The sequence below is a fragment of the Humibacter ginsenosidimutans genome, assembly GCF_007859675.1.
GTDB classification, from domain to species: domain Bacteria; phylum Actinomycetota; class Actinomycetes; order Actinomycetales; family Microbacteriaceae; genus Humibacter; species Humibacter ginsenosidimutans.
In genome coordinates this window covers 3109346-3127767 of sequence record NZ_CP042305.1, presented here as the reverse complement: position 1 = coordinate 3127767, position 18422 = coordinate 3109346, and the positions used below count along the sequence as shown (strand labels likewise).

General features: G+C 66.1%; 26 protein-coding genes and 1 tRNA gene. All 27 read left to right on the top strand.

The window, feature by feature from the left end; translation table 11 throughout:
• Positions 1–68: 68 nt before the first annotated feature.
• The 27 genes from FPZ11_RS14470 to FPZ11_RS14355 all read left to right on the top strand — a co-directional run bounded on the left by FPZ11_RS14470 (position 69) and on the right by FPZ11_RS14355 (position 18407).
• Positions 69–281 carry a hypothetical protein gene (locus FPZ11_RS14470; protein WP_146321843.1) on the top strand — a complete coding sequence of 71 codons (213 nt, stop codon included), beginning with the start codon at positions 69–71 and terminating at the stop codon, positions 279–281.
• On the top strand, positions 281–895 hold the full coding sequence (locus FPZ11_RS14465; protein WP_146321842.1) for a hypothetical protein: 615 nt from the start codon (positions 281–283) through the stop codon (positions 893–895). The genes FPZ11_RS14470 and FPZ11_RS14465 overlap by 1 nt, the downstream gene beginning before the upstream one ends.
• The gene (locus tag FPZ11_RS14460) at positions 892–1854 is read left to right on the top strand and encodes a RecT family recombinase (RefSeq protein WP_146321841.1); all 963 of its coding nucleotides are present in this window, start codon (positions 892–894) and stop codon (positions 1852–1854) included. The genes FPZ11_RS14465 and FPZ11_RS14460 overlap by 4 nt, the downstream gene beginning before the upstream one ends.
• Entirely contained in the window at positions 1847–2269 is a 423-nt protein-coding gene (locus FPZ11_RS14455; RefSeq protein WP_146321840.1) for a hypothetical protein, read from the top strand. Before FPZ11_RS14460 ends, FPZ11_RS14455 begins: the two co-directional genes overlap by 8 nt.
• Positions 2270–2280: 11 nt before the next feature.
• Complete coding sequence (locus FPZ11_RS14450; RefSeq protein WP_146321839.1) at positions 2281–3096, top strand: hypothetical protein; 816 nt, start codon at positions 2281–2283, stop codon at positions 3094–3096.
• Positions 3097–3170: 74 nt separating this feature from the next.
• Positions 3171–3656, top strand: a complete 486-nt coding sequence (locus FPZ11_RS14445; protein WP_146321838.1) for an NUMOD4 domain-containing protein — start codon at positions 3171–3173, stop codon at positions 3654–3656.
• Positions 3653–4234, top strand: a complete 582-nt coding sequence (locus tag FPZ11_RS14440; RefSeq protein WP_146321837.1) for a crossover junction endodeoxyribonuclease RuvC — start codon at positions 3653–3655, stop codon at positions 4232–4234. Before FPZ11_RS14445 ends, FPZ11_RS14440 begins: the two co-directional genes overlap by 4 nt.
• Positions 4231–7257 (top strand): DNA methyltransferase, encoded by a 3027-nt coding sequence (locus FPZ11_RS14435; protein WP_146321836.1) that lies wholly within the window; start codon positions 4231–4233, stop codon positions 7255–7257. The genes FPZ11_RS14440 and FPZ11_RS14435 overlap by 4 nt, the downstream gene beginning before the upstream one ends.
• Positions 7254–7688 (top strand): hypothetical protein, encoded by a 435-nt coding sequence (locus FPZ11_RS14430; RefSeq protein ID WP_146321835.1) that lies wholly within the window; start codon positions 7254–7256, stop codon positions 7686–7688. Before FPZ11_RS14435 ends, FPZ11_RS14430 begins: the two co-directional genes overlap by 4 nt.
• Before the next feature lie 804 nt (positions 7689–8492).
• Positions 8493–8900, top strand: a complete 408-nt coding sequence (locus tag FPZ11_RS14425; protein ID WP_146321834.1) for a hypothetical protein — start codon at positions 8493–8495, stop codon at positions 8898–8900.
• On the top strand, positions 8897–9190 hold the full coding sequence (locus FPZ11_RS14420) for a hypothetical protein (protein WP_146321833.1): 294 nt from the start codon (positions 8897–8899) through the stop codon (positions 9188–9190). The genes FPZ11_RS14425 and FPZ11_RS14420 overlap by 4 nt, the downstream gene beginning before the upstream one ends.
• The gene (locus FPZ11_RS14415; RefSeq protein ID WP_146321832.1) at positions 9187–9507 is read left to right on the top strand and encodes a hypothetical protein; all 321 of its coding nucleotides are present in this window, start codon (positions 9187–9189) and stop codon (positions 9505–9507) included. The genes FPZ11_RS14420 and FPZ11_RS14415 overlap by 4 nt, the downstream gene beginning before the upstream one ends.
• 317 nt (positions 9508–9824) lie before the next feature.
• Positions 9825–10349, top strand: coding sequence for a hypothetical protein (locus FPZ11_RS19355; protein WP_168203847.1), 525 nt, complete (start codon positions 9825–9827; stop codon positions 10347–10349).
• Positions 10346–11206 carry a hypothetical protein gene (locus FPZ11_RS14405; RefSeq protein ID WP_146321830.1) on the top strand — a complete coding sequence of 287 codons (861 nt, stop codon included), beginning with the start codon at positions 10346–10348 and terminating at the stop codon, positions 11204–11206. The genes FPZ11_RS19355 and FPZ11_RS14405 overlap by 4 nt, the downstream gene beginning before the upstream one ends.
• Positions 11199–11333 (top strand): hypothetical protein, encoded by a 135-nt coding sequence (locus tag FPZ11_RS20120; RefSeq protein ID WP_302849650.1) that lies wholly within the window; start codon positions 11199–11201, stop codon positions 11331–11333. Before FPZ11_RS14405 ends, FPZ11_RS20120 begins: the two co-directional genes overlap by 8 nt.
• Positions 11326–11502: a hypothetical protein gene (locus tag FPZ11_RS19350; RefSeq protein ID WP_168203846.1), complete on the top strand. Its 177-nt coding sequence runs from the start codon at positions 11326–11328 to the stop codon at positions 11500–11502. The genes FPZ11_RS20120 and FPZ11_RS19350 overlap by 8 nt, the downstream gene beginning before the upstream one ends.
• Positions 11503–11713: 211 nt before the next feature.
• Entirely contained in the window at positions 11714–12100 is a 387-nt protein-coding gene (locus FPZ11_RS14400) for a hypothetical protein (RefSeq protein WP_146321829.1), read from the top strand.
• Positions 12093–12440 (top strand): hypothetical protein, encoded by a 348-nt coding sequence (locus FPZ11_RS14395; protein WP_146321828.1) that lies wholly within the window; start codon positions 12093–12095, stop codon positions 12438–12440. The genes FPZ11_RS14400 and FPZ11_RS14395 overlap by 8 nt, the downstream gene beginning before the upstream one ends.
• A complete protein-coding gene (locus FPZ11_RS19345) occupies positions 12437–12586 on the top strand; it encodes a hypothetical protein (protein WP_168203845.1) in 150 nt (49 codons plus the stop codon). Before FPZ11_RS14395 ends, FPZ11_RS19345 begins: the two co-directional genes overlap by 4 nt.
• Entirely contained in the window at positions 12583–12783 is a 201-nt protein-coding gene (locus FPZ11_RS14390; RefSeq protein ID WP_146321827.1) for a helix-turn-helix domain-containing protein, read from the top strand. Before FPZ11_RS19345 ends, FPZ11_RS14390 begins: the two co-directional genes overlap by 4 nt.
• Positions 12784–12890: 107 nt before the next feature.
• Complete coding sequence (locus tag FPZ11_RS14385; protein WP_146321826.1) at positions 12891–13151, top strand: hypothetical protein; 261 nt, start codon at positions 12891–12893, stop codon at positions 13149–13151.
• Positions 13152–13271: 120 nt separating this feature from the next.
• Complete coding sequence (locus FPZ11_RS14380) at positions 13272–13775, top strand: hypothetical protein (RefSeq protein WP_146321825.1); 504 nt, start codon at positions 13272–13274, stop codon at positions 13773–13775.
• Complete coding sequence (locus FPZ11_RS14375) at positions 13762–15051, top strand: PBSX family phage terminase large subunit (RefSeq protein WP_146321824.1); 1290 nt, start codon at positions 13762–13764, stop codon at positions 15049–15051. Before FPZ11_RS14380 ends, FPZ11_RS14375 begins: the two co-directional genes overlap by 14 nt.
• A gap of 15 nt (positions 15052–15066) precedes the next feature.
• On the top strand, positions 15067–16788 hold the full coding sequence (locus FPZ11_RS14370; RefSeq protein WP_146321823.1) for a phage portal protein: 1722 nt from the start codon (positions 15067–15069) through the stop codon (positions 16786–16788).
• Complete coding sequence (locus FPZ11_RS14365; protein ID WP_146321822.1) at positions 16763–17932, top strand: phage minor capsid protein; 1170 nt, start codon at positions 16763–16765, stop codon at positions 17930–17932. The genes FPZ11_RS14370 and FPZ11_RS14365 overlap by 26 nt, the downstream gene beginning before the upstream one ends.
• Positions 17933–17934: 2 nt before the next feature.
• Entirely contained in the window at positions 17935–18174 is a 240-nt protein-coding gene (locus FPZ11_RS14360) for a hypothetical protein (protein WP_146321821.1), read from the top strand.
• Between the two features lie 175 nt (positions 18175–18349).
• A tRNA-OTHER gene (locus FPZ11_RS14355) sits at positions 18350–18407 on the top strand.
• Positions 18408–18422 lie beyond the last annotated feature (15 nt).

The window sequence follows — 18422 nt, the reverse complement described above, 5'->3', positions numbered from 1 at the left end:
TTCATCCTCGCCGTGTCCGCTCTGGTCGTGGCGCTCGCGCGGCGCCCGCGAATCAGGAGGGGCCGCTGATGAAGACCATCGACACCTCGAACCTCAAGATGGGCGAGCACGTCGTCGACGGAGTAACCGTCGTCACCTACAACGACGGCAGCATCAAGTGGCGCTCCGACTGCGAGCAGTGCGTCCGTCAGGGGAAAGGCGCGTTCGCGCCGGACCACGACGCGATGCGCGGATGCCGCTCCGGCCGTACCCCTCACTGCACATGCGACGGGTGCTTCTGATGAGCTACCTCGACCGCATCCTGCATGACGGCGTCGACCGCGCCGGATGGGAGAACGCGCGCCGACCGGTGCTCGGCGCCAGCGACGCCGCGCACCTCGCGAAGATGTCGTCCGTCGACAAGTACCTGGCGGCGAAGCTCGGGCACGGGTCGTTCCACGGCAACGAGTACACCGAGTCCGGACATCGGTGGGAGCCGATGATGCTCGCCTGGGCTGGCATCCCGCAGAACATTGCCCTGTTCCACTCCCCTGCTGAGCCGGGCTTCGCGTGTACGCCTGACGGCATCGCGGAGGTTCACGGCGGCCGGTCGCTGCGGCTGGCCGAGGCCAAGGCGAAGCACCTCAAGATCGTCGACGGCCCGAGCGTCTCGGAGTGGCGGCAACTCGCCTTCCAGTTCGAGGTGCTCCCCGAAGCGACCGAGATCGAGTTCATCTGGGTCGAGCTCGACGCCGCCGGCGAGATCCGCGCCGGTCGCCACGGTGAGCCGTGCTCGATCACGGTCCGCCGCGATCACCCGAAGATCCTGGCGGCGCGCGCGCAGATCATGCCGATCGCCGCCGAAGTCCTGGCGCGACTCCGCGTCGCGCTCACCTACGAAAGGAGTGCCGCATGAGCGGCGAAGTCACCCTCCTCCCTGACAACGGGGACGTCACGTCCTGGTCGGAAGCGGAGAAGGCGATCGTCGAGGCCGCGGGCCTCGTGTTCACGCACACCTACGGCGACCGTGAAGGGCAGCGCGAGGCCGCGCCCCGTCCCGTAGTGGAGAAGTTCCTCTCCCTCGCGCGGCGCACGGGCCTTGACCCGCTCGCCCGGCAGATCTACTGCATCGGGCGCCTGTCGAAGGGTCGCGTTGAGTGGAGCGTGCAGACCGGCATCGACGGGTTCCGTGTCGTTGCCGACCGTTCGCGTCGCTATGCGGGTCAGGACCCCGTCCTGTGGCTCACCGAGAAGGGCGAGTGGGTGGACGCGTTCGTGCCGTCCCTGCATGGCACCCGTCCGCTCGCCGCGCGCGCCACCGTCTACCGCTCCGACTGGCCGCGACCGCTCGTCGCCATCGCCGAGTGGGGCGCCTACGTGCAGACGAAGCGCGACGGCAACCCGAACGAGGTGTGGTCGAAGCAGGGCCCCGGCCAGTTGGCGAAGTGCGCGGAAGCGCTCGCCCTGCGGAAGGCGTTCCCGCAAGACCTGTCCGGCATCTACACGAGCGACGAGATGGCTGCTGCTGAGGTCGACGAGGCGCAGGTCACACCCGCACGCGACTGGAAGGGCATGATCGCCGCGGCGTCCACGCATGAGGACGTCGAGGACATCATCGACCGGTGCGACGACGCCGGCGAGCTCACGGACGCCGTACGCACGGCCGCGCTCACCCGGCACGGGATGCTCGGCCGCGACGAGGGGCCTGTCGAAGCACCAGACGACGACGCGGTGGACGACGCAGGCCCGGCCTACATCACGCCGGGCCTCCAACCGACGGAGGACGACGACGTCGACGAGGCCGAGTTCGAGCGGATCTCCGCGCAGGAGTACGCCGACGCCGTCGCTCGAGGCGAGGTGCTCGCCGATGAGTGACATCGTGAACGCCTCGACCGGTGAGCTGATCACGCCCGGCGCGCAAGCCGAGGTCGAGGGCATGCTCGCCGTGCCGCCGGGCTTCTACGGCAGCCCACTCGGAGCGGGCGAGATCGCGGACATGATCGACGCCGCCGGCGAACTCGTCGCGCACATTGGCCGTGTCGTGACCCTCCTGTACGAGCAGCGGCACCGTGCCGAGGAGACGTACCAGGCGAAGGTCGCCGAGTACATGGTCATGCACGCGAAAGACGGTGCCGTGCTGGCTCGCCAGTTCGCGCTCTTCAAGACGCAGCAGGAACTCCTCGACCTGAACCTCGCGAAGGAGAAACTCCGCTACGCGGAAGAGATGCAGAAGGCGGTCCACGACCGCTCGATCGGGCTCATGGCCATCAGCAAGCGGCTCGTCCAGTGAAGGGAGACACGGTGACCACGACAGGGATGACGGCGAAGGAGCTGCTCGCGCGGCTCGAACGCCACTACATCAAACCCGGAGACGACATGCCCGGTGGCATGTTCATGCCCGAGGTCGCGCTGAACGGACGCCGCGCGGACGCGCTCTACGTCGGCTTCTTCGCTTCGCGCGGCAAGCGACTCGTCGGACACGAAATCAAGGTTGCCAGGTCCGACTGGCTACACGAACTCGATCAGCCTGCGAAGGCTGAGGAGTGGGAGCAGCACTGCCACTCCTGGTACGTCGTTGCCCCGTCGACCGAGATCGTTCGACCGGAGGAATTGCCTGAGGGCTGGGGACTGCTGCTACCTGGCAAGTCGCGCACGCGTCTTGATGTCAAGGTCAAGGCGGCCGTGCACGACGAACGCAACCCGTCATGGGAGGCGACGCACGCGCTCGTGCAGAAGGCCGATTCGCTGCGCATGTCCGCGACGAACGAGGCGCGGCGTCGCGCGGCCGAGAAGGCCTACGCGGACTTGAACGAACGAGTCGAACGTGAGATCGCGCGCCGCACCGGCACCGACCACTTGCAGGCTCGGATCGACACATTGCAAGGGCTCGTCGACCAGCTGTCGACGTCCTTGGGCCTGACCATCCGAGCGGGCGACACAGCTTGGTCTGAGACCGAGGTCACCGCCCAGTTTGTCGGCGACAGCTTCAAGCGTTGGCTCGCCGTCGACCGGGCTTCCGATGAGTTCCTGCGCGGCTACCAGATCCGATCCATCCGCAACGCGCGGGAACACCTACAGGAAGCAGAGAAGGCGATCGAACTACTCAAGATCGCCTGACCCGAAGCCGGGGGCTCAGCAGGATTCCGGCCCGCTGAGCCCCCTCACACCCCGAAACCCAGCAAGGAAACGCGATGCAACTCGACGATATCCAGTGGCGGCCCGTCGGCGGCTACGAAGGCCTCTACGAGGTCAGCAACGACGGGCGCGTCCGGCGCCCGCTCGATCACCCGAAGCGCCCCGGCTTCGTCCTCAGCCCAGCAGTGATGCGCAGCGGCCACCGCAGGGTTCGCCTTCTCCGCGACGGCGTGCCAACGAGCTATCTGGTCCACCGCATCGAGGCGATCGCCTTCCTCGGCGAGCCCGAGCCGGGCCAGTATGCGTGCCACAACGACGGCAACCCCGCGAACAACTCGATCGAGAACATCCGGTGGGACAGCCCGTCGGGAAACGCGCGAGACATGCTCCTCCACGGCACACATCCGCAGGCGTTCAAGACGCACTGCCCGCGGGGCCACGAATACACGGAGGAGAACACGAAGCACACCGCGAAGGGCCGCTCGTGCATGCAGTGCCACAGTGACCTCTGGTCGCGGCGCTCGGAGCGGAGCGCAGCATGATCGAGTCTCCATCCCCAGACCCAACCACCGAAACGATCACCGTCCCGACGGCCGTCCGCGTTGTCGGCCTCGACCTCTCCCTCACCGCGACCGGTATCGCCACCGTCGGAGACACCACCAACGTGCTCACCCTCAAGTCGAAGGGCAACGCGACCGCGACCCTCGACGAGCGGGCGCTGCGCCTCCACAACCTGACGCTCGACATCATCACCCGCGCCGTCTTCGGTGACACGGTCGTCATTGAGCAGCCCGCGTACGGGCAGACCGGCGGCTCACATCATGACCGGTCCGGGCTGTGGTGGCTCGTCGTCGACGCGCTCATCCCCGAAGTGGATCGTCTCATCGAGGTCACCCCGCAGACGGTCAAGAAGTACGCCACAGGGAAGGGCAACGCGTCCAAGGACGAGGTGCTCGCCGCCGTCGTACGCCGCTACCCCAACGTGCCGGTAGCCAACAACAACGAGGCCGACGCGCTCATCCTCGCCGCGATCGGCGCCCGACTCTCCGGTACCCCGATCGAATCCGGGCTCCCGCTGACGCACATCGACGCACTCGCGAAAGTGCGGTGGGTCGCATGAGCACGCTCGCTGAGTATGAGAGCTTCCTTGCTGAGAAGGTCGCGTTCGACCACGCGTACGGGTTCGAGGTTGAACCGACGGACGTTAACCCTATCCTGAAACCGCACCAGCGGGACATCGTCCGGTGGGCGGTCCGCGGCGGCCGGCGTGCGATCTTCGCCCGCTTCGGTCTCGGCAAGTCGGTCATGCAGCTGGAGATCCTCCGGATCATCATCCAGCGTTACCTCGACAGCGGCGCGAACGCGCGCGCGCTCATCGTCGCGCCGCTCGGCGTCCGCGGAGAGTTCATCCGAGACGGCCGCAGGCTCCTCGGTCTCGACGTGCGGTTCATCCGCCGCACCGAGGAGGTCGAACCGACGTGGTCGGGCATCTACGTCACGAACTACGAGTCCGTGCGAGACGGGCGCCTCGACGTCGACCAGTTCGACGCTGTCTCGCTGGACGAGGCGGCCGTGCTGCGGTCGTTCGGGTCGAAGACGTACCAGACGTTCCTGGCCATGTTCGATGCGATCCCGTACCGGTTCGTCGCTACCGCGACGCCGTCGCCGAACAAGTACAAGGAGCTGATCCACTACGCCGGCTTCCTCGGCGTCATGGACACAGGGCAGGCGCTCACCCGCTTCTTCAAGCGGGACTCGACGCAGGCGAACAACCTCACCCTGTACCCCCACAAGGAAGCCGAATTTTGGCTCTGGCTCAACACCTGGGCCTGCTTTCTCCAACGACCCTCTGACCTTTGTGAGTGCTCATGCCACGGCCACACCTGGACCTTGCCAACCAACGATTCGGGCGCCTCGTCGCCGTCGAATGGAGGTCAGCGACCGGCCGCGCCGGAGGCTGGCTCTGCCGCTGCGATTGCGGAAACGAGGTCGTCAAGTCGTCGGAACACCTCAAAGCCGGACGCGCCCGAAGCTGCGGATGCCTTCGGCCGTATCACGGAGGGACCGGAACCCGCGCCTACAACATCTGGCAGGGAATGCTCGACCGGTGCCGACGACCGAAGCACAAGAACTGGCCGGAGTACGGCGGTCGCGGAATCCGAGTCTGCAAACGGTGGGAATCCTTCCCCAACTTCCTCGCTGACATGGGAGAGCCGCCAGCAGGATGCAGTATCGATCGCATCGACAATGACGGCAACTACGAGCCCGAAAACTGCCGATGGGCAACCGCGAAAGAGCAGGCAGCAAACCGGCGCCCGTACGGGAGCGGCAAGCTCGTGTGAGGTCTGCCGCTGCGATGACGGCTACGACCTGCCCGAGCTGCGGGTGCATTGGGACGAGGTCGCCGTCGACCTGCAGTCTGAGCAGATCGACCGTGACGGTCAGGGTGTTCTGGTGCGCGGGGCCCGCATGTCGATGGTGGATGCCGCACGGGAGAAGCGCGACACGATGAGCGCCCGCATTGCTCGCGTCATGGCCATCGCCGCGGACGTGCCCGGTCAGTTCCTGGTGTGGTGCGACCTCAACGATGAGCAGGCTCTGATCGAGCAGAGACTCACAGCGCTCGGTATCAGCTACTCATCGATCTACGGTGCGCTCTCGGACGATGAGGCCGAGCGCCGCCTGGACGAGTGGCGTGCCGGGACAACGCAGGCGCTGATCGGGAAGCCGGTGATGCTCGGGCAGGGCATGAACCTGCAACAGGCGCACGTCGCGATCTTCGCCGGCATCACGCACAAGTTCGAGCAGACCATCCAGGCAACGCACCGCATCCACCGGTTCGGGCAGACACACCCGTGCGACGTGCACCTGATCTTCGCCGACACCGAAGCGGAAGTGCGGGACGTGTTGGAGCGGAAGTGGCGCGAGCACGACGAGCTCACGGACACCATGTCGGATGTGATCCGTCAGTACGGGTTGAACCCGGCTGCGATCCAGCAGGAGCTCACCCGGTCGATGGGTGTTGAGCGTCGTGAGGAGTCGGGTGAGGACTGGCTGATCGCGAACAACGACTGCGTGCCCGAGACGATGGGCATGGAGTCGAACTCGGTCGACCTGATCGTCACCAGCATCCCGTTCTCGAATCACTACGAGTACACGCCGTCGTACAACGACTTCGGTCACACCGACGACAACGGCCACTTCTGGCGGCAGATGGACTACCTGACGCCGGAGTTGCTGCGGATTCTGAAACCGGGCCGCATCTACGCCTGCCACGTGAAGGACCGCATCCTGTTCGGTTCCGTCACGGGCGCCGGCGCACCGACCGTGTCGCCGTTCCATGCGGAGGCGTTGTTCCACGGCCGCCAGCACGGCTTCGACTACCTGGGCATGATCACCGTCACCACCGACGTCGTCCGGGAGAACAACCAGACGTATCGCCTCGGCTACACGGAGATGCGCAAGGACGGCTCGAAGATGGGCGTCGGCTCACCCGAGTACATCCTCCTGTTCCGGAAGCCGCAGACCGACCGTGCGAAGGGGTACGCCGACGAGCGCGTGGTGAAGTCGATCGACGACTACTCGTTGGCTCGCTGGCAGATCGATGCCGCCGCAGACTGGCGCTCATCCGGGAACCGGCTGCTCACCGTCGATGAGCTCGCTCAGCTGTCACCTGAGGAACGGTCGCGCCTGTTCACGAAGCAGTCGGTGGCGAACGTCTACGACTTCGCCCAGCACGTCCAGCTCGGCGAAGCGATGGCCGCGCGGAAGGCGTTGCCGTCGACGTTCAAGTCGCTCGACCCGGGCTCGTGGTCGCCGTGGGTGTGGCACGACGTGAACCGAATGCTCACCCTGAACGGGGAGCAGGCACGACGGAACCTCGAGTTCCACATCTGCCCGCTGCAGTTCGACATCGTCGACCGGCTGATCGAGCGCTTCTCGAACCGGGGCGACCTCGTGTTCGACCCGTTCGGTGGTCTCGGCACCGTCCCGCTTCGCGCGCGGAAGCTCGGTCGCCGCGGTCGCGCTGTCGAGCTCAACCCGACGTCGTATCGCGACGCGGTCGCCTACCAACTGGAGATGGACCGGTCCGGGCAGACGCCGACGCTGTTCGACCTGCTCGACATGGACGGTGCCGCGTGACCATCCGCCCGAAGTACGAGATCGCACGGACCCTTACGAAGGCTGAGGAAGCCGATGCGTACGAGCTCGTCACGCTCCGCGACGGGAACACGTGCGGCTTCCACGCGCCGGAGTGCATGGGTGCGGTGCAGCGCGACCACCGGCAGAACCGGCGCCCGGGCAACACGGTCGTGTCGAACCTGCAGTGCCTGTGCGTGATCCATCACAAGTGGAAGACGGAGCACCCGAAGGATGCGATCGCGGAGGGCTGGGCTGTCCCCGGGAATCCGACCGCGGAGCCGTCGGAGTGGCCGGCGCGGCGCTGGCTGCGCACCGCGTACGGCACCCGACGCCTCGCGTGGGTGCTCTACACGGACGACAGCGGCGTGACCGAGATCACCGAGGAGGAGGCGCACTCGCGCATGGAGTCGATGGGTTGGAGGGCCGCCTGATGGGGTTCGCTGCAAAGTACGAGACGACCTGCGATGAGTGCCACGGGCGCATTCGCGAGGGCGATCTGATCACCCGGACGGCGACGGATGACGGCTGGCGGCACGTCTCGTGCCCGGGTACATCATCCCCGCTGGACCTGCGGCCGACCGAAGAGGTCTGCACCACGTGCTGGCTCGTGAAGCCGTGCCCGTGCGAGGACGGTCTCTGATGGCGTGGTTCAAGGTGGACGACGGATGGTGGTCGCACCCGAAGACGCTGCAACTGTCGGATGCCGCGGTGTCGCTGTGGTGCCGCGCCGGGTCGTGGTCGTGCCAGCACCTCACCGATGGTCTGGTGCCGTCGTGGGCGCTCCAGACGTTGCGCGGGAAGCCGAAGGTCGCCGCCGAGCTCGTCGCTGTCGGTTACTGGGAGGCCAGTCCAGACGGCTGGACCTTCCACGACTGGGACAAGTACCAGGAACGGTCTGATGTCGTGAAGAAACGTCGGGATGACGCACGCGAACGAATGCGGCATGTTCGCGCGAACAGGACGCGAACCGACAGCGAAGGTTCGCAAGAAGTTCTCTCAACCCCGACCCGACCCGACCCGACCCGACCAACTTCTCACCTATCAGAGGAATCTCACGGGGGTACTACGGGCGGCGAGCCCCCCGCATTCTGTCCCAAGCATCCATCAGGCACGACGGGCGGATGCCGAGCCTGCGGAGACGCACGCCGAGCACACGACGCGTGGGTGCGTGCGCAGAAGTCCGCGCCGACGCCGATCCCGTCACGCACGGACGAAGTCGCACGGCATGAGCACCTGTGGATGCCGGACGGTACGTGCCGGTTCCCGGGCTGCATCGAACGGAAGGCCGTCGCATGAGGTTCCAGGTGGAAGTCCCGGATGACGTGTTCGCGACGCTCGCGTCGGCGGCGGAAAGCCGTGGCGTTCGGATCAGCGACCTGCTGCAGCGTCCGCTGCGTGTCGCCGTCGACGTCGCCCTGCGGGACGCCGACCGGAAGATGCCGCGACGGATGACGCCGGCGATGCAGAAGCGGCTGCCCGAGCTCCTCGAGCGTGGGCTGGCATGGCCTGACGTCGCGAAGGAACTCGGGATCTCCGTCGAGTCCGCACGCCGGTGGGGCATGCGGTTGGGCGTCAAGTCGTGGCGTCAGGAAACGCACGCACTGAACGCGGCGCGGCGCGCCGAGGAAGGAAAGACAGCATGAGCGAGACAGTGAAGGCAATCGTGTACCTGCAGGTGCAGCCGGAGATCAGCGGCTACAGCTGGGAGCGCGACACGATCGCGAGCGTCAAGGGTGCGAAGGTCGTCGGGTCGACACAGAACCGATCGCAACGGCCGAAGCCGGGGACGGTTGAGGTGAAGCTCACCGTTGAGATCCCGAAGTCGGCGTTCCTGCCGTTGCGGCCGGAAGCGATCGTCGTCGTGCCGGAGTCGTTGACGGCCCCGCACCCGATCGAGGTTGAGGCGGAAGATGCGAACGAGGGCGACTCGTGACCGACATGCTGCCCGGGCTGGCAGAGTTCGAGCCGCCCCAGCCCGTTGAGAAGCTCTCGCCCGGCGTGCGGCTCACGGGGAGACGGCGCGACGAGATCGAGCGCGGCCGTCACCCTGCGACGCACCAAGTGCTCCGTCGCGCGCTCGATCCCGATGACGAGGCCACGTGCGGTGACTGCGCGCATCTATGGCGGAAGAACGCCGGGAACGGGCACTGGTGGAAATGCGATCTCGCATCCACGCGCGGCACCGATGGCCCTGATGTCGTGAAGCGGTGGCCGGCCTGCAAGCTCTTCACCCCGAAGGAGGACGCGTGAGCGACTATCTGCCCTGCATCACGAACACGTACGGCATGCGCGATGTGCGCTCGTGCACGGTGAAGGACCAGCACACCGACTTCTGCGACGGATTCGAGCACCGTCAACGGGAGGCATGGAACCCGTACCTGCAACGCCTCGAGTGGGTGCAAGTGCACCCGCGCGCCGCAGGTCACCCGCCGTGCGAGGCGTGCCTGCCGGTAGGACAGACGCAGCTCCCGCCGTGCGGCGGGTGCCTGCCGCGTCGCGCCGAGCACGGTCTGCTGTGCTGGTCGTGCTGGATGAAGACCCGGGATGCGCTCGGCATCGCCTTGGACATGATCACCCACCTGCGCAGCGTGGAACGCGCACAGCAGTTCGACACCGCCGGCGTCCGCTCGTCATCGCAGTGGGTAATCCCCGTCCCGCAGACATGGCGGCTCGCCGACGAGCTCATCATGCTCCTCGGGCATCCCACGCCCGGGTTCCCGTCGGACGCCGGCGTGTGGGAAGTCGACGCGATCACGGAACGCTTCCTCGACGCCATCGACCCCGACATGTGGGTCTCACGCGAGGCAGGCGCCGAGGACGCCGTCCGGTTCTACCGACTCATGCAGACCGCGATGGCACAACACCCAATGGCTGAATACGAACACCGCATCCGCAACATTCGCTGCGCCGCTTGCAAGGAACGCACCCTCCTGTGGAAGCCGCCGCTCGCGTTCGAGGACGACGTCCGTGTCGTGTGCGAGAACCCTGCCTGCGGGGCGGAAGTCTCCCACGACCGGTTCCAGGCCCTCGCGCAGATCGAGGAATGGAACGCCCGAACCCGAAAGACCGAACCCGAAGGAGAGTCAGCATGACCGACAACACTGAACTGATCGCGGCAGCGCGTGCCGTGCTGGCGAGCGGTCTGGAGAATCGCCCGTGGCGCGGGTACGTGCATGACCTGGTGCGTGCTCTTGAGGTTGCTGAGCACCGCATCGCGGATCTCGAAGCGCAGAACCGGACGCTGATCGAGTTGCGTGAGCAGCAGGAGAAGCGTGCCGACGAGTTCGTGGCGCGGTTCGAGAACCAGATGGATGCGGCGATGGAACTGCTCCGGGAACGTGATGCTCTCGCCGCCACGCTCGACGCCGTGCGGAAGATCAGGGCGCGCCGTTCGACGTGGCACGGGTTCTCGGCCGACGAGGGGCGCGAGCTGGATGCCGTTCTCGGTTCGTCTTCTGTGTCACCCCAACACGAACGAGACGCCGAGGAGTGGGCGCGTGAGGTCTCGCTCGAACGTGCCCGCCAATTCGAGAAGGGCTACACGACCGAGCACGACTACAGCCACGGATGGCAGCACCTGATCCGCTGGGCGAGCGACTACGCGCGGCGTGGGAAGACGGTCGAGGTCGGCGCGATGCTGGAAGCCCTCGGGCTCGTACTGAGTCTCCGTGACGACGCGATCCGCGAGAGCGCGCAGTCGATGCTCGAAGTCATCCGCCCGTACCGCACCGAGCAGGGAGGGCATCCTCGTCACTCATCGGACACCCCCTGCCTTGCGGAGGATCGTCCCGTGAGCGAACCCAGCGAGGAATCAATAGCGGCGGCGGCACGGGTGTTCTACGCCGCGTCAACAGGTGATTACCTTCTGGGAACATCCTGCTATCGGAACGACTGGCTCAGGATGGCTCGTGCAGCGTTGAAGGCGGCAGCGGAGGTCAGCAATGGCTGAGTGCACATGCTTCCCGGTCGAGAACCCGTGGACCTACTACGGGATCGTGGAGCCCGGTGGTGCGTTGGAACCGAACCCGGAGTGCCCGGTGCACTTCCCCGAGGCAGCGGAGGCGAGCAATGGGTGAGCAGGTCACTCGCATCGTGAGGACGGGCGTGCTCGATCAGACGGTCAGGATCGTGCGCCGAGAGTCGGACGGCACGGTATGGCTATACGCGCCTCAGGGCGTCGCTCTCGACGCCGAAGAGGCGTGGGCCGTCGCGCAAGCGATGGTGGCAGCGGAGGTCGACTCATGAGCGAAGGTCCGATCAAGCAGTGGCGGGACAGCTTCAAGGTTCCGCCTGTGTCGACGCCGAACTCGCAACGGATCTGCGGTGTGAACAGGTTCGGGCTCGCGTATTGCGGGCGCCGTCACAATGCGGGTGTCTCAACGAACTGGCAGACGGTCACGTGCGCCGACTGCAAGGCAGCGAAAGCGGCAGACGATCAGGCAGCGGAGGCGACACGATGAGCGACGAATACACGCCGACCGATGATGACGTGATCCGCGACTACCGCATGCCCGTATCCGTCATGGTGCCGCGAGGCGACGGTGAGGGACTTGCCGCGTGGCTCTCACGGCAGAGCGTGGAAGCATTCGAGCACCAGATGGCTTCCGAAGGTGCGTTCCGGCGTTGGCTTGCCGCTCATGATGCTCGGGTTCGTGCCGACACCCTCGACGAAGCCGCCGCGTACTTCGAGCGAGAGATCGGCCCCGACGAGTTCGATCAGGCGACCTCACGTGACGGCGTGCACTGGACACATATCGGCGAGGCGTGGGAGTTGCAGGGGCCATTCATGGACTGGCTTCGTGCGCGTGCTGCAAACATCCGGGAAGGGAGTGAGCATGCCTGAACCGCACGCCTACGACATGAGCCAATTCCAACGCATCATCGGTGTGGAGAACGGCCGCGTCACGGGGCTGTTCCACGTGCTCTCGACAAAGCGCGGCGACTACCACGTGAAACCGGTTGACGTGACGGTCTGGGATGACAACGAGCACCATTCCGGGCGCGTCCTGTACAGCAGCGATCTGACCGCGTTCGTGCGAGACGGCGACGTGGATATTCCGCCACACATGATCGCGACCGAAAAGCATGCCGACGTACTCGACGCGATGGGTGCGATGGAGGCGGCCATTCTCGCAGCGACGGAAGCCTTCGCGGTGTCGGTTGGGGAAGGGAACACACCATGAGCACGGGCCTCGAGTGTACGTGCACGCACTGCGGCCAGGTCATCGGCATCCAGTACCGTCACGGCGATGGACTGGCACTGTTCACGGCGCACATCGCGGAAGCACACCCCGAGCTGCTTCCCGCCGACGGGGAGGAGGATTCGTGAAGCCATGGCTCACATACGCGCAGGCGGCGAAGCTCACCGGTCGCTCGAAGCGCACCATTCAACGCTGGGCGGCGGCCGGCGAGATCGACACCATCGAAGCTGATGACGGAACAACCCGTGTTCGCAGCAGCGACGTCCTCCGCGTCGAATCCGCCAAGACCGCCTACCGACAACACCCCGGGCGACACGCCGCATGACCGCTTGCATGTGTCGCATGTGTCACCCTCAAGATGAGAACGTGGCCTGAGAAGGCCGAACGCCCTGGTGGAAGCACTGGGGCGTTTCTCATGCCCAAGGAGGTGCCGTGGACGACGACGAAGCTCTCGCAGCGAAGCAGACTCTCGAAGCAGCGATCGCCGCGTACGTCGAGACCATGGAGCCCGGCGCCTACGTCGAGTCGTTCGTCCTCCTCACCCACAAGCTGACCACTGAGCTCGAGCAGAATGGCCAGACCATGGTCGGCGTGCTCGTGAAGACCGGACAGTCCTGGGTGATGACCCGGGGCCTCCTCGATATAGCGCTCGAGCAGGAACGTTGCGACACCCTGACAGACGATGACGACTGACCCGTACCGCTGCGCAACCTGCAACCAAGCATTCGTCGTCCCATCACTCGCCCGCGACTGTGAAAGGCGCCACGGCAACCACTGACCCGCGTCCAGGTGACGCGCACTGAGGTGATGAACATGGCCGCACGCGCAACATTGAACGAGAAACGCGCGCAGGAGTTGTTCGACCAAGGCCTTGGCTGCAACGCGATCGCGCGTGAGTTGAACGTCGATCCGGCGACAGTCTCTCGTTGGGGGAAACGCGAAGGGCACACATTCGACCGCACTCAGGTCCAGCGGGCGAATGATGCGCATGCATTCGACCTGGCTGCGGCACGTACTCGGCTCGCGCGAAAGATGACCGCCAACGCGGACAAGGCCCTCGACGCACTCGATGGGCCGTATCTGGTGTATAGCTTCGGCGGCAAGGACAACACGTTCGCGGAGCATGAGCTCGCTGAGGCTCCAATCTCAGCGCGGCGCGAGGCTCAGACGATCGGTGCGATCGCGTTCGACAAATTGACGAAGGCGCTCGAGAAGGACACGTCGACGGTGGCGTCCGCGCATTCTCTGCTCGACTCGCTCGCTGCCGGTTTCGCTGCTGCCGCTGCCACGTACGAGGCGCCTGATGCCGTCGAGTGACCCGTCGCTTTCTCCGAAGCAGATCTGGTCGATCGTCCGATCGAAGGTTGCGAAGATAGCGCTCTGGGTCGGCGCGGTGTCCGGCGGCAAGACGATCGCGTCCCTGTTCGCGTGGCTCATCGCCGTGCGGGAGGCCCGCGGTGCCGGCCTGATCGTCATCGTCGGGAAGACGTTGCAGACGATCGAACGCAACATCATCGAACCGTTGCAGGATCCGAACCTGTTCGGTGAACTCGCTGCGCAGACGGTGCACACGCGAGGTTCGACGACAGCGACGATCCTCGGCCGCGAAGTGCACCTGGTCGGCGCGAACGACGCGCGCTCTGAGGAGAAGATCCGCGGCGCGACGATCGAGCTCGCGTACGTGGATGAGGCGACACTGCTGCCAGTCGGGTTCTGGGAGATGCTCCTCACGCGACTGCGCACACCGCACTCGAGGCTGCTGGCCACGACGAATCCGGGCTCGTTCAATCACTGGTTGCGGGTGCAGTACATCCTGGACGCTGCCGCGAAGAACATGGTCGTGTTCCAGTTCACGATGGACGACAATCCTTCGCTCACGGACGAGTACGTGCGCGACATGAAGGCCGCGTTCACCGGCATCTTCTTCGACCGGTTCATCCTCGGGAAGTGGACGAACGCTGAGGGCGCCATCTTCGACATGTGGGACCCGAAGAAGCATCAGATCCGGTGGGACGAGCTGCCCACGATGTGGCGCCTCATCGCGGTCGGCATCGACTACGGCACCACGAACCCGACCGCGGCGATCCTCCTCGGCATCGCGCTGCACACCGACCACTTCGGCCGACATCACCCGAAGCTGTACGCCATCGACGAATGGCGGTATGAGTCGAAGACGGAACGGCAGAAGCTCACCGACGCGGAACTATCCCGCGGCATCCGCGAATGGCTCGCACAACCACACCTGCCACCGAACCAACCAAGGCTGCAGCCTGACTGGATCATCCTCGACCCGTCCGCTGCGTCGTTCCGAGTCCAGCTGCAGCAAGACGGGCTCATCTCCACGCAGGCCGACAACGACGTGCTCGATGGCATCCGCACTGTCGCGTCCCTGCTGCAGTCCGGGCACCTGCTCGTCACTGACCGGTGCACGGGCTGGATCAAGGAAGTCACCGAGTACGTGTGGGACGCGAAAGCGGCCGAGGTCGGCGAAGACAAGCCAGTGAAGAAGAACGACCACTCACAGGACGCGCTGCGTTACGCGATCAAGACCACCGAGAACATCTGGCGTCAGCACGTGAAGCTCGCCGCATAGCAAGGAGGCACGACCGTGGCCGCAGCCTCTGACGTTTTTCCCCCGCAGCCGTTCGACATCGCGTTCGCCCGGTTCACGGAGCACGACGCCTGGTATTGCGGTGACACGGCCACGCTCGCGGAGATCTACCAGGGCAAGATCGGCCCGACCACGCACATTCGTGCGGGCATCCCGTACCGTGGCGGCGTCATCGGCACCCTGTCGAAGTTCTGGTGGGGTCAGCCGCAGGAACCCGACGAGCACCGCATGAAGATGCACCTTCCGGTGCCCGCGGATCTCGCCCAGCTCAGCGCTGACCTGCTGTTCGCTGAGGCCCCGAAGATCCGGTACGCGAAGCCTGATGCTGCGGAAGCTGCCGGCGACGACGACACGAACGCACCCGCACCGTCGCACCCGGGTCAGGACCGTCTCGACCTCATCATGGGCTCCGACGACGCGCACGCCGAGATGCTGAAGGGTGGCGAGTTCGCCGCCTCACTCGGCGGCACGTACTTCTCGGTCGTGTGGGATGCCGACCTCGAGGATCACGTCTGGTTCCAGGCGTTCGCTGCTGACTGCGCGATCCCCGAGTTCCGGTACGGGAAGCTCGTCGGCTGCACGCTGTGGACCGAGTACCAGACGGAGAACGCGTCGACCGTGTACCGGCTGCTCGAGATCCACAAGCCGGGCGTGATCACGTACGAGTTGCACCAGGGTGGACCGAACAACCTCGGCAACATCGTCCCGATGGGGACACTGCCGGAGACGGAGCACTACCTGAACCTGGTGCCCGACGTGGAGCTCAGCGACCTCGGCCCGCTCACCGACGACACCGCACCCACGATGAACGCCACCATCGACGACGACAGCGCAGCCGTGACAGTCGCGACCGGCGTCAACAAGCTCGCCGTCGTGTACATGCCGAACATGCTGCCCGCACGGGACTGGCGCAAGTACGGGCCGATCGCGAACCTCGGCCGCTCCGACTTCGCCGGCAACGAGGACATCTTCGACAAGATCGACCAGGTCTACTCGTCGCTGATGCGCGACATCGACAACGGTGCTGGCCGCATCACTGTGCCGGAGTCGTTCCTGGAGACGAGCGGTCAGCCGGGCGGCGGCGCATCGTTCGACATGAACCGGCAGGTGTACGTCGGCGTGAACGCGCTCGGCGGCCCGTCCGACACGGTGGCGCAGTCGATGACGATCAGCCAGTTCGACATCCGCGTCCAGGAGCACCTCGAAGCGATCGACGGACTCAAGCGTGAGCTCGCGACCGCGACCGGCTACTCCCCCGTGCACCTCGGCCTGCAGCAGACGCGTGCCGGGCAGCGCACCGCCACCGAGGTGACCGCGGACCTTTCCGACTCGGAACGTACCCGCGACAAGAAGGCCCTGTACGCGAAGCCGGCACTCGCGAAGCTCGCACAGGTCGCGTTGGCGATCGACGGCATCGTGTTCCCCGGTCAAGGCGGCGGCTGGTTCGATGAACTGCCTGACATTGAGTTCGCTGAGGTGTCGCAGGTGGACCCGTTGAAGAACGCGCAGACCGTGCAGGTCCTCGACGCTGCCCGTGCGGCGTCGATCAAGACGCGGGTTCGCATGGTGCACCCGGACTGGGAAGACGACGAGGTCAACGTCGAAGCTGCCGCGATCCAGGCGGAGGAAGCGTCGATGGTGTCGCCGATGGTCCCCCCGTTCTCGGGCAGCACAGACATGAACGGCGAGCAGGATGGCGACAACCCCACCGACGAGTGACCAGCTCGCAGCACAGGTCGCCGCGGCGTACATCCTTGCCGAGCAGAACATCCTCGCCGGCGCGACAAGCATCATCCGGCGCACACCGGCGACACTGATCGGGCAAGCGCAGGCCGTGTCGCTGCTGCGACGCCTAATCGCACGCATCCTTCCCGGACTCGCCGGCTACGACCAGGTCGCACGCCTCATGGTGACCACCGCAGCAGCGGAGGGTGACCGTGCCGGACGCAAGGCAGTGTCGCAGGCTCTCGATACCGTGGGTGCGCGCGCAGGTCGCGGCGGTCCCCCCACCGTCGCGGCCGGCCGCGCACTCGCCTCACCGGATGAGCCATTCGACCTGTCGATGCCGCACGGCGAACGGGCAGCGCAGGCCATCGAGCACGACATCGTGTCGTCGCTGCAGGATGTCCGGTTCCGGCTTACCCGCCTCCCGGATGACATCTACAAGGCGATCGCACCGCACGGCGGCATCCGCCAGGTCCTCGACAACGACGTGACCCCAGCTCAAGCGCAGGCGATGGCGTGGCGCGTGTTCACATCGCAGGGCATCACCGGGTTCACCGACAAAGGCGGCCGGAACTGGTCGATGTCGGCGTACACGGAGATGGCGGTCCGTACGAGCTCGGCGCGGGCGTTCAACGACTCGCACCTGCAGGTCATGCGCGCCGTCGGCATCAAGTACTTCTCCGTCCCATCCGACGGGCATCCGTGCCCGCTCTGCTTCCCGTGGCAGCACAGCATCCTCACCGACGGCCTGACGCCGCCGGAGCCGGGTGTGCACGTCGACGGCACGATCGCCGAAGCGACCGCGGCCGGCCTGTTCCACCCGAACTGCAGGCACACGCTCGTGCCGTACTTCCCCGGCATCACGAAGCTGCCGCCACGCCAGCCGTGGACGGACGAGCACGCGGTCGCGTACAAGAACACGCAGCGGCAGCGGGCACTCGAGCGGAACATCCGTCAGGCGAAGCGACAGTACGAGTACGCCGCCGACGCCGACACGCGCGCCCTGGCGAAGACGGACATCCGGGAGGCGCAGCGGCGCTTGCGGGAATTCCTCGCACAGACGGGCCTCGCACGGCAGACCAGGCGCGAGCAGGTCGACCTCGCGAACGCCACCATCAAGTTCCCACCCAGGAGGTAGTCATGAAGGCTTGCCCGAACTGCGGCGTCATGCTGGCCGATGCGCTGGCCGATGCGATCGCGAACCCGGCGTGCGAAGAGTCGTGCCCGAAGCGCGCACGTGGCGGCATCGTCTCGGGGCCTGGCGAGCTCCCGATACGTCTCGAGCATCACATGACCGTCGTCGGCCCGGATGCGCGCGCCGTGGCCGAGTTCGCGCGCGTGGCACTGCGGCGCATGCGTGTGGACGTCGTGCTGCCCTGACTTGCCGTCGCCGCGTCAACGCGGCATCCGATCCTCGCGAAGAACGTCCCATGATCCCGGTTCCTTTCGGCGGGTAGGCGTATCTGCGCGGCGACGGCGAACACACGTCCAGCGCTGGGGAGCGCAGCACTGAGGGTCAGCCCACCCGAGAAGACGACAACGGGTACGGAGCGGGCGAGGCGTAGCTCAGAGGTCAGAGCCTTGGGTCGCAGGTTCGAATCCTGCCGCCTCTCCGCTCCCTTCACTCC

Excerpts from the sequence above, each read along its gene's own strand:
- FPZ11_RS14470 (WP_146321843.1), top strand. The coding sequence starts at position 69 with ATGAAGACCATCGACACCTCGAACCTCAAGATGGGCGAGCACGTCGTC.
- FPZ11_RS14455 (WP_146321840.1), top strand. The coding sequence starts at position 1,847 with ATGAGTGACATCGTGAACGCCTCGACCGGTGAGCTGATCACGCCCGGC.
- FPZ11_RS14460 (WP_146321841.1), top strand. The coding sequence starts at position 892 with ATGAGCGGCGAAGTCACCCTCCTCCCTGACAACGGGGACGTCACGTCC.
- FPZ11_RS14400 (WP_146321829.1), top strand. The coding sequence starts at position 11,714 with ATGAGCGACGAATACACGCCGACCGATGATGACGTGATCCGCGACTAC.
- FPZ11_RS14435 (WP_146321836.1), top strand. The coding sequence starts at position 4,231 with ATGAGCACGCTCGCTGAGTATGAGAGCTTCCTTGCTGAGAAGGTCGCG.
- FPZ11_RS14465 (WP_146321842.1), top strand. The coding sequence starts at position 281 with ATGAGCTACCTCGACCGCATCCTGCATGACGGCGTCGACCGCGCCGGA.
- FPZ11_RS19345 (WP_168203845.1), top strand. The coding sequence starts at position 12,437 with ATGAGCACGGGCCTCGAGTGTACGTGCACGCACTGCGGCCAGGTCATC.
- FPZ11_RS19350 (WP_168203846.1), top strand. The coding sequence starts at position 11,326 with ATGGGTGAGCAGGTCACTCGCATCGTGAGGACGGGCGTGCTCGATCAG.
- FPZ11_RS20120 (WP_302849650.1), top strand. The coding sequence starts at position 11,199 with ATGGCTGAGTGCACATGCTTCCCGGTCGAGAACCCGTGGACCTACTAC.
- FPZ11_RS14405 (WP_146321830.1), top strand. The coding sequence starts at position 10,346 with ATGACCGACAACACTGAACTGATCGCGGCAGCGCGTGCCGTGCTGGCG.
- FPZ11_RS14395 (WP_146321828.1), top strand. The coding sequence starts at position 12,093 with ATGCCTGAACCGCACGCCTACGACATGAGCCAATTCCAACGCATCATC.
- FPZ11_RS14380 (WP_146321825.1), top strand. The coding sequence starts at position 13,272 with ATGGCCGCACGCGCAACATTGAACGAGAAACGCGCGCAGGAGTTGTTC.
- FPZ11_RS19355 (WP_168203847.1), top strand. The coding sequence starts at position 9,825 with ATGATCACCCACCTGCGCAGCGTGGAACGCGCACAGCAGTTCGACACC.
- FPZ11_RS14360 (WP_146321821.1), top strand. The coding sequence starts at position 17,935 with ATGAAGGCTTGCCCGAACTGCGGCGTCATGCTGGCCGATGCGCTGGCC.
- FPZ11_RS14375 (WP_146321824.1), top strand. The coding sequence starts at position 13,762 with ATGCCGTCGAGTGACCCGTCGCTTTCTCCGAAGCAGATCTGGTCGATC.
- FPZ11_RS14365 (WP_146321822.1), top strand. The coding sequence starts at position 16,763 with ATGGCGACAACCCCACCGACGAGTGACCAGCTCGCAGCACAGGTCGCC.
- FPZ11_RS14440 (WP_146321837.1), top strand. The coding sequence starts at position 3,653 with ATGATCGAGTCTCCATCCCCAGACCCAACCACCGAAACGATCACCGTC.
- FPZ11_RS14445 (WP_146321838.1), top strand. The coding sequence starts at position 3,171 with ATGCAACTCGACGATATCCAGTGGCGGCCCGTCGGCGGCTACGAAGGC.
- FPZ11_RS14420 (WP_146321833.1), top strand. The coding sequence starts at position 8,897 with ATGAGCGAGACAGTGAAGGCAATCGTGTACCTGCAGGTGCAGCCGGAG.